This is a genomic window from Roseobacter sinensis, from assembly GCF_025755255.1.
In the GTDB taxonomy this organism is placed as follows: Bacteria; Pseudomonadota; Alphaproteobacteria; order Rhodobacterales; family Rhodobacteraceae; genus Roseobacter; species Roseobacter sinensis.
On the sequence record NZ_JALIEB010000010.1, the window covers coordinates 17,344 to 31,069 of the forward strand.

The 13,726-nt window shown below is 62.0% G+C and carries 15 protein-coding genes; 12 read left to right on the forward strand and 3 right to left on the reverse strand.

The genetic code is table 11. The features are described 5' to 3' along the window. Positions 1–3 precede the first annotated feature (3 nt). The 10 genes from MUB52_RS14895 (at position 4) to MUB52_RS14940 (ending at position 7,852) form a co-directional block, all read left to right on the forward strand. On the forward strand, positions 4–456 hold the full coding sequence (locus MUB52_RS14895) for a phosphate-starvation-inducible PsiE family protein (protein ID WP_263845031.1): 453 nt from the start codon (positions 4–6) through the stop codon (positions 454–456). Positions 457–773: 317 nt separating this feature from the next. After that, entirely contained in the window at positions 774–1,253 is a 480-nt protein-coding gene (locus MUB52_RS14900) for a hypothetical protein (protein WP_263845032.1), read from the forward strand. A gap of 200 nt (positions 1,254–1,453) precedes the next feature. Further along, complete coding sequence (locus MUB52_RS14905) at positions 1,454–2,236, forward strand: hypothetical protein (protein WP_263845033.1); 783 nt, start codon at positions 1,454–1,456, stop codon at positions 2,234–2,236. Positions 2,237–2,267: 31 nt separating this feature from the next. Beyond that, positions 2,268–3,074 carry a transglutaminase-like domain-containing protein gene (locus tag MUB52_RS14910; RefSeq protein WP_263845034.1) on the forward strand — a complete coding sequence of 269 codons (807 nt, stop codon included), beginning with the start codon at positions 2,268–2,270 and terminating at the stop codon, positions 3,072–3,074. A 347-nt stretch (positions 3,075–3,421) separates the two neighbouring features. Continuing rightward, complete coding sequence (locus MUB52_RS14915; protein WP_263845035.1) at positions 3,422–3,955, forward strand: hypothetical protein; 534 nt, start codon at positions 3,422–3,424, stop codon at positions 3,953–3,955. Positions 3,956–4,621: 666 nt separating this feature from the next. Beyond that, on the forward strand, positions 4,622–4,909 hold the full coding sequence (locus MUB52_RS14920) for a co-chaperone GroES (protein ID WP_263845036.1): 288 nt from the start codon (positions 4,622–4,624) through the stop codon (positions 4,907–4,909). 42 nt (positions 4,910–4,951) lie between these two features. Then, the gene (gene groL / locus MUB52_RS14925) at positions 4,952–6,586 is read left to right on the forward strand and encodes a chaperonin GroEL (RefSeq protein ID WP_263845037.1); all 1,635 of its coding nucleotides are present in this window, start codon (positions 4,952–4,954) and stop codon (positions 6,584–6,586) included. 337 nt (positions 6,587–6,923) lie between these two features. Continuing rightward, the gene (locus tag MUB52_RS14930; protein WP_263845038.1) at positions 6,924–7,112 is read left to right on the forward strand and encodes a hypothetical protein; all 189 of its coding nucleotides are present in this window, start codon (positions 6,924–6,926) and stop codon (positions 7,110–7,112) included. A 78-nt stretch (positions 7,113–7,190) separates the two neighbouring features. Then, the gene (locus MUB52_RS14935; protein ID WP_263845039.1) at positions 7,191–7,472 is read left to right on the forward strand and encodes an EF-hand domain-containing protein; all 282 of its coding nucleotides are present in this window, start codon (positions 7,191–7,193) and stop codon (positions 7,470–7,472) included. A 23-nt stretch (positions 7,473–7,495) separates the two neighbouring features. Then, complete coding sequence (locus tag MUB52_RS14940; RefSeq protein ID WP_263845040.1) at positions 7,496–7,852, forward strand: SPW repeat domain-containing protein; 357 nt, start codon at positions 7,496–7,498, stop codon at positions 7,850–7,852. A 377-nt stretch (positions 7,853–8,229) separates the two neighbouring features. On the opposite strand, the gene MUB52_RS14945 is transcribed toward MUB52_RS14940, so the two are convergent. Both MUB52_RS14945 and traA read right to left on the reverse strand, forming a co-directional pair. After that, positions 8,230–8,454: a helix-turn-helix transcriptional regulator gene (locus tag MUB52_RS14945; protein ID WP_263845041.1), complete on the reverse strand. Its 225-nt coding sequence runs from the start codon at positions 8,452–8,454 to the stop codon at positions 8,230–8,232. A gap of 130 nt (positions 8,455–8,584) precedes the next feature. Beyond that, positions 8,585–11,440: a Ti-type conjugative transfer relaxase TraA gene (gene traA / locus MUB52_RS14950; RefSeq protein ID WP_263845042.1), complete on the reverse strand. Its 2,856-nt coding sequence runs from the start codon at positions 11,438–11,440 to the stop codon at positions 8,585–8,587. Between the two features lie 172 nt (positions 11,441–11,612). On the opposite strand from traA, the gene MUB52_RS14955 reads away from it, so the two are divergent. Together MUB52_RS14955 and MUB52_RS14960 are read left to right on the forward strand one after the other, a co-directional pair. Then, a complete protein-coding gene (locus tag MUB52_RS14955) occupies positions 11,613–11,939 on the forward strand; it encodes a conjugal transfer protein TraD (RefSeq protein ID WP_263845043.1) in 327 nt (108 codons plus the stop codon). Positions 11,940–11,955: 16 nt separating this feature from the next. Then, positions 11,956–12,258 (forward strand): conjugal transfer protein TraD, encoded by a 303-nt coding sequence (locus tag MUB52_RS14960; protein ID WP_263845044.1) that lies wholly within the window; start codon positions 11,956–11,958, stop codon positions 12,256–12,258. Positions 12,259–12,310: 52 nt separating this feature from the next. Here MUB52_RS14960 and MUB52_RS14965 read toward each other — a convergent pair whose 3' ends face one another. Next, positions 12,311–13,474 carry a tyrosine-type recombinase/integrase gene (locus MUB52_RS14965; protein ID WP_263845045.1) on the reverse strand — a complete coding sequence of 388 codons (1,164 nt, stop codon included), beginning with the start codon at positions 13,472–13,474 and terminating at the stop codon, positions 12,311–12,313. Positions 13,475–13,726 lie beyond the last annotated feature (252 nt).

The following is a 13,726-nucleotide window of genomic DNA, read 5'->3' on the forward strand; positions in this document are numbered from 1 at the left end:
ATCATGAATAGAGGGTATCAAGCGGGAGCGGCAGCGGGAGACAGGACGCTGCCCCCAAAGGAAGACGATGGCGCGGGGCGGGGCGAAAGACTGTTTGCCCTGGGTCTGTTCCACTTCATCGAGCGTCTGTTGCTGGTTGTCATCGTGGCCATGACGCTGCTCGCCGTTGCCTTCGAAATCGTGGCAATATATCGCCTTGGCACCATCCTGCTGGCCGATATTCTGCTGATGTTTCTCTATCTTGAAGTTATCGGAATGGTTGCGGTGTATTATGCCAAGCGCAATTCCGTGTTTGTGTATCCAATTTTTATTGCGATCACTGCGGTCGGACGGCTGGTCGTCCTGCAGGGCAAGGAAATGGCGCCGGAAAACATACTGATCGAGGCGGCCGCCATTCTCCTCCTCTCGTTGTCTGCACTCGTAATCATCTGGGCGATTGGCAAGCAGGCAGCATGATGACGCTCAGGCAAGATCTCGCGCAGGTTTTTGGGCTTCTATTTTGATAATGAATCAGTCTTCAACGAAGGCTGACAGCCATAATCATGGCGGAAGCACGTCAATGACACTCGGACTGCCGAGGTCGGTTTCTTTACGCTTCTGGGCAAAACACACCCACTTAATTTCTGTGCCCCTAACCTGGGTCAGCGCACGATTTACGCTTGGCTGGTAGGTAGATGGCAAGAGTTGTATCGCGATGAGGTGAGGGCCTGCCTGCGCACGCCCGAGCACACGACATCCAGCGTCACACCACGCAGCGTGAAGGATGACAAGCCATGACATCATTGAAAGATCTTACCACGACGGCCGCAGAGACGACCGATCTTGAACGGCGCGTTCTGGCCCATGAACGGATCCTGCAAGCTCTAATCGCCTACATGGCCCGTACCGAGCCGCGTTTCGTCGACCACCTGCGAGAACGGTTCGTAGATCCGATGAGATTGGCCCAGCGCGAACACGACCACCGCGAAACCGATGATTATGCGGCAGAATTTATTCGCGCGGTGATGCTCCTAGGAGAAGCGCGCGCGCCCAACGCGAAGGAGTCGAAATTGACCGACAAGAAGCCCGTGTCGCCGAAAGGCAGAGGAGAAAAGGGGTCTTCCATGAACTGGCCACCGCACCGCGGTGGAGTTCAGGTGCGCGAAAGGAACGGCATCTGGGAGGTGGAGGTCGATGGCAAATTCCGCGGCGATTACCACCAGAAGGAACATGCTCTCGCCGCTGCAGCGTTGTACAAGTTGTCACCCCGATGACCGGTAGCACTCATCCGACAGTCCCGCAGGACTTCTCGATCCAGGTGGCCGAGAACGAAGGCATGCCATCGAGATCGAATTCCAGGGGCTCCCCGCCGCCGCCCGCGCCCACGCGACGGCTGACTGGAACGCTCACGCTTGCGCTATCGAAGACTCGCGCGGCAACCGGCGGGTTCTGGTCCGCCAAGGAGCAAGCGGCGATGAGGCATCCCCTCGCGAGGCTGATCGCGAAGACGGCAGTCATAGCCGGTGTGATAGCGTCTTTCGCCTTTCCCGTGCTTGCGCAGGATGGCACGGGCCCAATGCCGGAGAACGCCCAGCCGCGCAGCTATGGCGGCGGATGGGTCTGCGATCTAGGTTTCCGTGTGGAGGGCGCCGAATGCTTGCCTCTCGATATCCCTGAGCATGCTTATCCAACCGGGCGCTCCTACGGGACGGGGTGGGAGTGCGACCGTGGCTATGAAGAGGTAAACGGGATATCCTGCAATTTCATCTCGCTGCCCACCAATGCCTTCCTCCGGTCTTCCGGCTACGATTGGCAATGCGAACGCGCGTTCCGGCAGGAGGACGAGGCATGCGTGCCCATCGTTCTTCCCGAGCGTGCCTACCTGACAGAAGATAACTCGGGGACGGGATGGACCTGTGATCGTGGCTATGAGGCTGTTGCAGGGACATGTTTGCCGATTGCCATGCCAGCGAACGCGTATCTGACCAACGCAAACTATGGAGACGCCTGGGATTGCGAGCGAGGCTTCGTCAAGATCGACGACCGATGCGACGCCGTTGTCGTGCCATCGCATGCCTATCTGGACGAGGCATCCTATGGACAGGGCTGGAGCTGCGAGCGCGGATACGAGCCGCTGAATGGCGCCTGCGTCGCCATCGATCTGCCGGAGAACGCCTATCTCGACCGATCCGGCAACCGGTGGAGCTGCAATCGAGGCTTCCGGCTCTCTGACGGGATGTGCGTCCTTGCACGGTGATGCGGATTTTTCTCGTCGTGGCGGGTCCGGCATGGGCATCAGCATCGGGTGCCGTCTGCGCTACAGCTTCCCGCAGCCGACGCCACTGATTGCGATGCTGAACGTCCACTACTCGCGCTTTGGCGATCTGGAGCGTGCCGACTATCTCGTGACGCAGCCGAGCGTGCCGCTGGAAAGCTACCGCGACGGGTTCGGCAACTGGTGCACGCGGATGGTGGCCTCGGAGGGCGACTTCTGCCTGTCGACGGATGGCATCTTCCGCGACACGGGCCAGCCTGATCCCTCCATGCCCGGCACGCGGCAGTACGCGGTTCAGGATCTGCCGTTCGAGACCCTCGTGTTTCTGCAGGGAAGCCGGTATTGCGATACCGACCTTCTGTCGGAGGAAGCGTGGCGCCTGTTCGAGACCACGGACCCCGGATGGTCACGCGTGCAGGCGATCTGCGATTTCGTGCACGGACATGTCCGCTTCGACTACATGCAGGCGAAGGCGACGCGCACCGCATCGCAGACCATGGCCGAGCGACAGGGTGTCTGCCGCGACTTCGCCCATCTCGCCATCGCCCTGTGTCGTTGCATAAACATTCCGGCCCGCTACTGCACCGGATATCTGAGCGACATCGGTGAACCTCTGCCTCATCCGCCTGGGGACTTCGCCGCTTGGATGGAGGTCTTTCTCGCTGGTGAATGGCACATGTTCGACCCGCGGAATAACAAGCTGCGGTTTGCCAGAATTCTGATCGCGCGCGGTCGCGATGCTGCCGATGTCCCTCTGACCCAGACATTTGGTCAGAACACTTTGACGGAATTCAAGGTCTGGACGGATGAATTGGCCTGACTGACCTTGGCTTCCTTTTTGATGCGCTATCGTAAACGGGGTCGCCAATCCCCATATAAGTAACACTGGCGTCAAGCATCCCGGTCCGACATGGATGAGGAGTTGGCGTCGGCCAATCAAAGGATCAATGATATGTCCTTCAAGGACCTGACTGCCAGGGCTGCAGCCGCGTTAAGGCCGAAGCCGGCGAAGACAACGACGACCCCTGCCAACGAGACCGAGCCCAAGGCCGCTGGCAAGGAAGCTGCAGCGAAATCCAAGACATCTTGAGGCTAAGAAAGGCCACGCCCCCCAGTTCGGAATCGGGGCGCGGACCACCCGAAGCACAAAGGGAAAGGAACGCGAGAATGGAAGATCTGACGAGCAAGACCGTTGCGGTTTTTTCCCGCCCGTTCACCGTTCCGGGCTTCAACGAGATGCTTCCGGCGGGAGAGTACGAGATCGAAACGGAATTGGTTTCTCCCCCGGATCAACAGGATCCCGCAGCCTGGAAAGCCTCCGTCATGGTGAAACTTCATCCCCGGACATCGCATCCGGGGCTTGCACGGTCTCTGACCGTTTCCCTTGCCGATCTGGACTATGCCCGCGCCAGGGACAAGCTGACAGGCAGAGCGTTGTCCGACTTCTTCCTTGAGGAAATGCTGGCTGATCCGATGGTGCGCCTCGTGATGGAGGCCGACGGGGTCTCTGCAGCACATATGCGACATCTCTATTCGGGGCGCCGGACGCCCCAGTCTGACAGGGATGTCCTGGACCGGAACCCGGCGCGTCTAGGTGCACGTGACATGGCGTCAATCCATGCTGCTGAAAACGAGGGCATGCCTCCACGACCGACAGGGACGTCGGCTATGCGCACGGAAGTCAGCGCGGATTTGACATGATCGCGAACAAAACCTCGGTCGACGTAGCATCTTCGGGCATCGCCCGCGGAAGGGCCTTTGGCGACGTACCACGAGAGCGTCCTTGTCTGAGATGCGATGCTGTTTTCTGGAGTGAAGGCTTTGGAGAACGGATCTGTAGGCGCTGCAAGGGGTTGAACGCCTGGCGGAACGCCGTTCCCGTCAGCCCGGGTGCATCCTGGCGCCGCTGATCCCCACAGTCGCGCGGCGTCCTCCCAGTACCATACTGGACCCGTCAATTCGGCCAGTCTAGACATCGCTCGCATCACGCCGACCGATGTCTTATGGGGCGAAGAGGGCCGGGAACTTCCCCACCGTCACAGAAAACGCAGACGGCTCTATCACAAGGGCAGCTCTATCATTCGCCTGCGCCCAAGAAACCCAATCAAGAAAAGCCGAAGGTCTCTGCCACAGCCAACTCCATTGCAGGAAAGCCTGCGCTGGCGATTGGTGGGAAAAGGTAAAGTAAGATAGCCTTCTACGCCGCGATTTCTGAAAAGCAGGTTTAAGCCAAATATAGTTCAACAACCTATTGCAGAGACCGATCAGGATAGCCATTTTTCATACATTGACACTCAGGTGTGGCGAGTGCCAATGCGTCCTTAAGCATGCCACCCCTACCCGGAAATCCCGAAAAGGAGCATTTCCATGATGTTTATCCCACTACATGACCGTGTCTTGGTCCGCCGTATTGAAGGCGACGATAAGACCTCGGGCGGCCTGATCATCCCTGACAATGCAAAAGAAAAACCGCAGGAAGGCGAAGTCGTATCCGTCGGTGCCGGTGCAAGAGACGACGCAGGCGCACGTATCGCAATGGACGTCAAAGCCGGCGACAAAATTTTGTTCGGCAAATGGTCGGGCACGGAAATCAAGATCGACAGTGAAGAGCTGATGATCATGAAGGAGAGCGACATCTTGGGCATTATGGCCTGAACGACGCTGAACCCTCCCCCATTTTCATATAGGAATACCGACATGTCTGCAAAAGACGTCAAATTCGGCACGGACTCCCGTGACCGCATGCTCAAGGGCATCAATACGCTCGCCAACGCCGTCAAGGTCACGCTCGGCCCCAAGGGCCGCAACGTGGTTCTCGACAAATCCTACGGCGCGCCTCGCATCACCAAGGACGGTGTTACGGTCGCCAAGGAAATCGAACTCTCGGATGCGTTCGAGAACATGGGTGCACAGCTCGTCAAAGATGTCGCGTCCCGTACCAACGATGAAGCAGGCGATGGCACAACCACCGCTACAGTTCTCGCCCAGGCCATCGTCAAGGAAGGCATGAAGTCGGTCGCCGCTGGTATGAACCCGATGGACCTCAAACGCGGTATCGACAAAGCGGTCACCGCCGTTGTTGCCGAGGTCAAGGCAATGTCGCGGCCAGTGGGCGATACGGCTGAGATCGCCAAAGTCGGAACCATTTCGGCAAACGGTGAAGCTGCTATCGGTCAACAGATCGCGGACGCGATGGCCAAGGTCGGCAACGAAGGCGTTATCACCGTCGAAGAGAACAAGGGCCTCGAGACCGAGACCGAAGTCGTCGAGGGCATGCAGTTCGATCGTGGCTATCTCAGCCCGTATTTCATCACAGATACCGCCAAGATGACGGCGACCCTGGAGGACTGTGTCATCCTCCTGCACGAGAAGAAACTGACGTCTCTGGCCCCCATGGTGCCTTTGCTTGAGGCTGTCATGCAGGCGAACAAGCAGCTCTTGGTGATGGCCGAAGACATTGATGGCGAAGCGCTCGCAACCCTTGTGGTGAACAAACTTCGCGGTGGCCTAAAAGTGGCCGGTGTCAAATCACCTGGTTTTGGGGATCGCCGCAAAGCGATGCTGGAAGATCTTGCTGTCCTGACGGGTGGACAAGTGATTTCCGAAGAGCTGGTCATCAAACTCGAAAATGTCACGATGGACATGCTTGGCGATGCCAAAAAGATCACAATCACCAAGGACACAACAACTGTGGTCGACGGCGCAGGCGACAAAGAGGCTATCGCTTCTCGAGTCACCCAAATTCGTGCACAGATCGAAGAGACCACCTCAGACTACGACAAGGAAAAACTGCAGGAGCGGCTGGCCAAATTGGCGGGCGGCGTTGCGGTGATCAAAGTTGGTGGCGCGACCGAGATCGAAGTGAAAGAGCGCAAGGATCGGGTTGATGACGCCTTGAACGCAACACGTGCGGCCGTCCAGGAAGGCGTCGTACCAGGCGGTGGCATCGCACTTGTCCATGCAGGCAAGGTTCTGGAAGGTCTCAAAGGAGACAACGCGGATCAGGATGCGGGTATCAAGATCATCCGCAAAGCCCTTCAGGCACCGTTGCGCCAGATCGCAGAAAACGCCGGAGTTGATGGCTCGGTCGTTGCTGGAAAAGTACTTGAGAACGCCAGCAAGACGTTCGGCTATGATGCGCAGCTGGACCGGTACGGCGATGTGTTGAAGGCCGGTGTCATTGATCCGACAAAGGTCGTTCGGATCGCGCTAGAATATGCCGCATCGGTTGCCGGCCTGCTGGTCACCACTGAAGCGATGGTGGCTGACAAACCTGCCAGGCCGAACCGCCACGGCATACCCGACATGGAGGGTATGGAAGGCATGATGTAGAAGCTAACTTTTGCTCGCGGCCTCGGAACCAATCTTTATGAGTCGCGAGTAGCATTTTCCTGAAGACGGCTCGCACCAACGCCCCTGCTTTTTCCAGTCGCTCTGCCCCCTGAGTAGACCATGTCTGAAGGCTCCGCTTTCCAACATCAAATCGCTCCAAGCTGATCTGTGTAAGCGTCGAAAACTGGAATGTAAGCTAGCTAGAAAATGCCCGCTGAAAATTCAGCAGGAAGTGTGTTTTCGAGTTTCAAAGCGGCGCGCAAGTGGCAGTTCCCCAAAAAGAGTTCCTTCTTTCGCGCGCCGCTCTTTCTCGAAGTATCTAGAAAAGGACACCACAATGAAACTCAACACCAATACCATCTCGGAAAAGATGAAGTCCGTCAAAGCCAGCTGTGGAGGCGCACCCTTCGGTGAAAAACGAACGCAGGCCTGGAGACATTACAACGCTGCTGAAGCCGCGCACAAAGCGAATGACGACATCAAGACGAAATACGAACTCGATGCAGCCAGGAAAGCCCTTGCGTAATTAGTAACGGCCGCGTGAAAAAGCGGGCCAGTTTGAGCAAATGCGGATTGCAATACGCCGGGACCTGAACCGCAATCCATGATGGATTGCCTTACCTTGATTGGAAAAGACGTGAAGAGTGTAATTCTCGCTGCTGCCCTCATGACATCCGTCGCATTCTCCGCCCATGCAATGTCCGCCGAAATTGATACTGACGGCGACGGCATGGCATCCTTCGCTGAACTTCAGGTTTCATATCCTGAACTCACCGAGGAAGTGTTCGGCGACATCGACACAAATGGTGATGGTTTCGTCGACGACGAGGAAATGGCTATCGCCGTCGAGCTTGGCAACCTCGCGGATCCTGAAACCGACTCCTGAAACCAAAGGTTGGAGTACGCGCAATGCAGAATCGTGAAGCTTTCAGATGGACCTTCACAGCTTCAGGGCTTTGGCTCATCTTGTCGCCATTCATGCTTCTCGGCGGCCAATCGGCTCTTGGCAATGCCCTCGTTGGCGATGCAGGACTGCTCATTCTCTCGGGGCTTTTGGCTTTGACCGTAGCGGGTTACGGCCACAACAAACATTACCTGGTCCAGACCTATCTGGGAGTTTCCTACGGTTTGTTTTTGGTAGCGGCTCCTTGGCTGTTCGGATTTACCGAACCTGTGACCGCCTGGAATGCCGGCGTCGTCGGAACGGCTTTGGTTCTGGCGGGCCTTTATGTGGTGTTTCAGAAAATGCCGAAATATCACGCATAGTGAAGACACTGTGTGGGGCGGCAAACGCCCCACACTTCTTATCGTTGTCCTTGCCAATATGAACCGCCCCGGGTTTACCGGAGATGGCTATTGGCCATTGACCGCGCTTCGAACGCTTCGCTTATGGAGGATCGGACCAGTTTGGTCGCGCAACCAGCGCGCTAGCTGCTTATTGTGAGCGGTTTGTGTGCAATCGCCGACTAGGAGATACCGGGTTCGAATGGCAGACCTACTTCTGATCGGCAGACTATACGGGCCTCCCCGAGGAAAACACGCAACGCGCGGTGTGGCGCACGTCGACCCCAGTGCCTTAGGTCGGTCTTCGTGCTCGCTGGCTCGCGCTAGGCAACTCGCTTCATTTGATCACGGCGTGCTGGTTAGCCAGTCTTTACCGTTGCGCCTTCCTCCCCGTCCGGCCGCCACCCGATCGGGTCAGCGACCCAGCGGTCGATCTCGGACTCGCGCCAGCCCGCGCCGTGGATGGAGATGCGGAGCTGGGCCGGGAACGTGCCCTCGGCGATCTTGCGGTAGAGGGTCGATCGGGACAGGCCGGTCCGGGCGAGGACGGTGCGGAGGCGGATGATGCGGTCGGGGTCGGGCATGGCTGTGCTGGCTCCTGCTGGGGTCGTGTGAGGGGTTCTGGTCCAGTCAGGCCGGGCCGGGATGGGAGGGCAAGCGCGTCGGGGTCGGCGTAGGGTTCGCGCGTACTGATGGCGGCAGATCGGACGGGTGTCAGAGGCCGAGGCCACGGCTGCGGCCGAGCTCGAGGCCGTGGCTGAAGGCGAGTGCCTCACCGAGTCGCCGTCCCATGTCGCTGGAGATGCCGAGGTCGCGTTTGCGGTTCGCGAGGAGGGATTCCAGCTGCGGATCGCGCTCGAGGCTGCGGGCCATGTCGGTCATTGCCTTGCGGGAGGCGTGGTAGCCCGTGTAGTCGCCCGCGCTGTATTGCGCACCGCTCCGGCGGTCGAGCTGCTGCCAACGCTCGACGAAGCGGTTGGCGCGGGCGCGAGGGTCGGTGCGAAGTTCGGTATCGAGCTGCAGGGCGCGGATCGCGCGGTCGAGCTGCCCCTTGGCGGCGTCCCGCGCGAGGGTCGGGTCCTTCAGATAGGCCGCCTCGGCATCGCGCCAGCCATCGGGGCGAAGGGCCTCGAAGGCATCGCGGGCGCGGTTGAGGCTGCGCACCTGCTCGGGGCTGGCCTTGTCGCCTTGGGCCAGTGTCTCGAAGACGTCGTGGACGGCCTCGGCATGGCGGATCAGCGCGCGGGTGCGGGCCGGGCGCAGCGCGGCCTCGCGGGCCTCGGCGAGATCGTCCGGCTGCGGGTCAATGTCGGGCGGCTCGGGGGCATGATGGCCGACGTCGATGCCCCGGCGCGCGGCGAACCCCTCGGCCGGATCGGTCCCTGCATGGTCGAGCGCCATGTCCTTCGCCCGCTCGCGACCGAGAGTGCGGGCGAGGCGCTCGGGGCTCGCGAAGTCGTCGCGGCCGTAGTGCAACTCCACCCCGTCGCGGTGCCGGGTGAGAGCCACGTAGCTGGCATGCGCATCCAGCCCCGGCGTCGCCAGCACATGGGCGCGGTCCACCGTCATGCCCTGCGCCTTGTGGATCGTCGCCGCGTAGCCGTGGTCGATCCGGTCGTAGTCCTTGAGATCGAAGCGGACGGCACGGCCGTCTTCGGTGCGCACGGTCATCGCTTGGCGGTCGAGCTCCGCGATGGTCCCCAGCGTGCCGTTCTTCACGCCGAGGCCGCGGTCGTTCTGGAGGAACATGACGCGGTCGCCGGGGGCGAAGCTGCGTTCGCCGCGCTCGACGGTCAACCGAACCTCCGGGCCAAGATCGCCCGCCTCGCGCATGCGCTCCCGCGCCGCCAGGTTCAGCGCGCGCACCTCGTCATTGGTGTGGGTCAGGATGATGCGGCTGGCCTCCGGGTCCGCCCGCCTGTTGCGGTCCCAGCCCTCGATCAGGGCCTCGCGCGCCGCCGCGCGGGTGTCCGCCGCATGGACATGGCCGTGGGCCTCGTAAGCCGCCAGCGCCGCCTCGGTCTGGCCTGTCGCCAGATCGCGCGTGGCCTCGCGCTGCCAGTCTTCGCGCTGACGGCGCACCTCACCAATGCGCGCGCCGCCGTGGCGGTCATGGAGCGACCGGAAGGCCGCCCCCGCCTCGATGGATTGCAGCTGTTGCGGATCGCCGACCAGCACCACCTTGGCCCCGGCCTCCGAGGCATGCGACAGGAGCCGCTCAAGCTGCCGTGTGCCAACCATCCCGGCCTCGTCGATCACGAGGATGTCGCGAGGGGAGAGCGCGTCGCGCCCCTGCGCCCAACCCTGTTCGAGGCTCGCGAGGGTGCGGGACCCGATCCCCGATCCACCCTCGAGGTTCTCGGCCGCGATCCCGGAAAGCGCCGCGCCGCGGACCCGGTAGCCCGCCGCCTCCCAGGCTTCGCGCGCCACGCCCAGCATCGCGCTCTTCCCCGTCCCGGCATGACCGATGACGATCCCGAGGTCGCGCCAGTCGGTGATATGAGTGAGCGCCTCGGCCTGTTCGGCCGAGAGGATCAGACCCCGCGCCTCGGCGCGGGCGAGGGCCGCATCGCGGTCGCGGACGTCAACCGAATGGCGCGCCCGCTCCGCCATCGCCAAGGCCGCGCGATGGAGGCGCTGTTCGGCCTCCAGCATGTCGCGCGAAGTGAAGCGTTCTTCGCCCCGCACATCCTGCCCCAGCACCACCAGGTCGGGCGCGCGGCGCATGGCGCCCAGCACCGCGTCGAACTGGCCCGGCCCGTCGCTGTGGCGATGCGCGAAGGCAGCCATGTCGCGGCGAGTGAAGGTGGCCTGCTGCCGGGTGATCGCGTCGAGCGCGAGGCTCGGGTCGGCGATGATCCGGGTGCCGTTCTCGCGCGCGATGGACCGGTGCATCTCGGCGCGGTCGGCCTCGCGCCCTTCGCCCATAATCCGTTGTGCGGGCGCGCCGATCTTGTCCTGCGGCTCCAGCGCGATACCCTGCGCCTCGAGGCTGCGGTGATCGATGCGCGCGTCGATATCGAGCTCGGCAAGACGTTCATTCGCGAACTCCGCCCAGCGTTCGCGCCAACGCTGGAGCAGATCGGTGCGGTTCCAGTCGCGCACCTTCGGGCCGAAGCCGTCCTCGTCCACGGACCGCATCGTCAGCATGACATGGGCATGGGGCTTTGCGAGGCCGTCGTCGGTCCGGTCCCAGTGCACGTTCAGATCGGCGATCATGCCGCGGTCGACGAATTCGGACTGGACGAAGTCGCGCGCCAGGTCGATCGCCTGCGCCTCGCTCATCTCGCGCGGCAGGGCGAATTCCAGCTCGCGCGCGAGCTGCGCGTCGCGTCGCACTTCACAGGCCTCGACCGCGTTCCAGAGGCGTTCCCGGTCCGACAAAGCATCGGGCGCGCCCTCGGGCAACAGCACTTCGGAATGCACAACGCCGCGTTTGGCGGTGAAGTCGTGGCTGCGCTCGATCCGGTCGTCGCGGAGCCGCGAGGCCGAGCGGTAGGCGGCAGCCGCGACCGCACTTGCGCCGGAGGACCGTCCGATGACCTTCATGTGGAGGTGATAGATCGCCATGATGGGGCGATCTGTGCCACGGGCATCGCGACGTCGGAACGACGTATAAGCGCGCCCTCCCTCGAAAAATTCTCGGGCGGGACCGGGCCGTCCCGCGCTGTCCCGGCGACCCCGGAGCCTTTCGGGCGGGGTGCGGGTATCCTCATCGCATCAACCACTTGAGGAGGATGACATGCGCAAACCAAGGGATTTCGACGCGGAGCTGAAGGCGCTCGAGGACAAGGCGCGGGAGCTCAAGACGCGCAAAGTGCAGCAACTGGGCGAGTTGGTTATCGCGACCGGGGCCGACGCGCTGGCGCCCGAGGAACTGGCGGGCGCGCTGATCGTGCTGGCCGAGACGACGGATGCGGCGAAACGGGAGGCCTGGGCGAAACGCGGGGCCGCGATGTTTCGAAGCAAGACCCGGCGATCCGCTTCGGCAAATGATGGCGACAGCGGCGGCGCTGAAACGAAACCGGGCCGCGCGCAACCGCCATCAGGCGGTACGGGCGCGGCATGACCGGCGCGGCCGGCAGATGGACCGGCGCAAGCGCACGCGGCAGCTGATCGAGCTCGGCGGGCTCGTGAAAAAGGCCGGCCTCGTCGAGATCACGGGCGACGACCGGACGCTTATCTTCGGCGCGCTTCTGTGGATGGCTGACCGGCTGGAGGGCGAACAGGGCGAGCACGCGCGGAAGGTCTGGCGCGATTGGGGGCGCGCCGCGTTCGGGATGGAGCAGGAGGAGAAGGCCGGGACGGGAAAACGGTCAATCGCAGCGGAAGAGGAGCCTACGAAGAAGCCGCGCGCGGGGAGTGCAGAAGCAGGCGTTGCAAAATAATCTGGGGGTCACCAAGGCCGGCGCCGGAATCCTCGACGAGACCGCGCGTTCCTCACGCGGGGGTCGCGGTCCCGCTTACGCAATGCGCCGCCCATCGCTCCAGAAGCGCACGACGCTGATCCAAGAAATCGGTCCGTCGGTAGCTGCGGACCACCTTGCTGTCGCTGACATGCGCCAGCATCGCCTCGGCCACCTCGTGCGGCGCCTCCGTCTCCTCGGCCAGCCAGGTCCGGAGGCTGGCGCGGAAGCCATGCGGCCGCGCCGTGAGCCCGCGGCGCTCCATCATCCGTGACATCGTTGCATCGCTGATCACGGTCTTGCGGGCATGAAAGAGGTAGCCCTTCCGCTCGTAAATCCTGGCCATTTCGATCACCCGCAGGGCTTCCGCGGTCAGGGGCACACGAAAGTCCTCTACCTTGCCCCGGCGGCCCTTCATCTTGTCCGCGGGCACCGTCCAGATATCGCCTTCGATCTCGTCGACACGGGCGAAGCGGACGGGCAGGGACCGTAGTCCGGTCAGGATCAGAAGTCGCAAGGCGAGGTTTACCGGCGATGGATCCTGCAGCGTTGCGTAGAAGGCTGGCACCTCCTGCCACGGCATGCTCGGCACCGCCGTCACCTTGTGCTTCTGCGCGCCGAGCAGTGCCTTCGCCTTCGGGACCGCCTGCAGGTCGACATCGAGTTCCAGCGCCGCGGCATGCTGCAAAACGATCCCGAGCCGGGTGATCGCTTTCGCCGCCGTCGAAGCCTTGGTGTGCCAGATCGGTTGCAGCACGTCACGGATGTCGCGAGCGGTGATCTCGGCGACGGGCACGCGACCGAGCTTCGGCAGAACGTGAAGCTCCAGCGGGCTGAACCACCGTCCCGCGACACCATCACCCCGAAGGCTGGACTTGCGGCTCTCGAAGGCATCGAGGGCCACATCCCGGAGCATGTTCCTGTTCCGGATCGCCTCGGCCCTGAGCCGCCTGCGCGCTCCGATCGGATCGATATCCTGCGCGACGAGGCCGCGATAATGCGCGGCCCGCTCCCGCGCCTTCTTCAGCGACAGGGCGCGCAGACCGCCCAGACCCATCTCACGCCGACGGCCGTGGCAGGTGTAACGGAAGACCCACTGCCCGCCTCCGTCCTGTCTCTTGACCAGCCTCAGCCCGCCGCCATCCTCATGCTTGCCGGGTGGGAGGTTTTTAATCGCGATGGCCGTGAGCTTGTGCATTGAACAAATCCCTCCCGGGACCGGCGGAGAATATCCCCCGAAATATCCCCCAGTGGTTACGCGATACCTTGGGATATCGCAAGATCGGCTGGAACACATGGGCGTGACTATTTCCAACAGAATCATGGGGATAAGACGCAGTGGCACCGCTTGAAATCAGCGTTCACGCCGTCTCATCCGCACCACCATCCTCCGGACTGTCAGCCCCATCCACATCGCAATCGTGGTCTTGCTGCGAGACGCGGGCGGAGG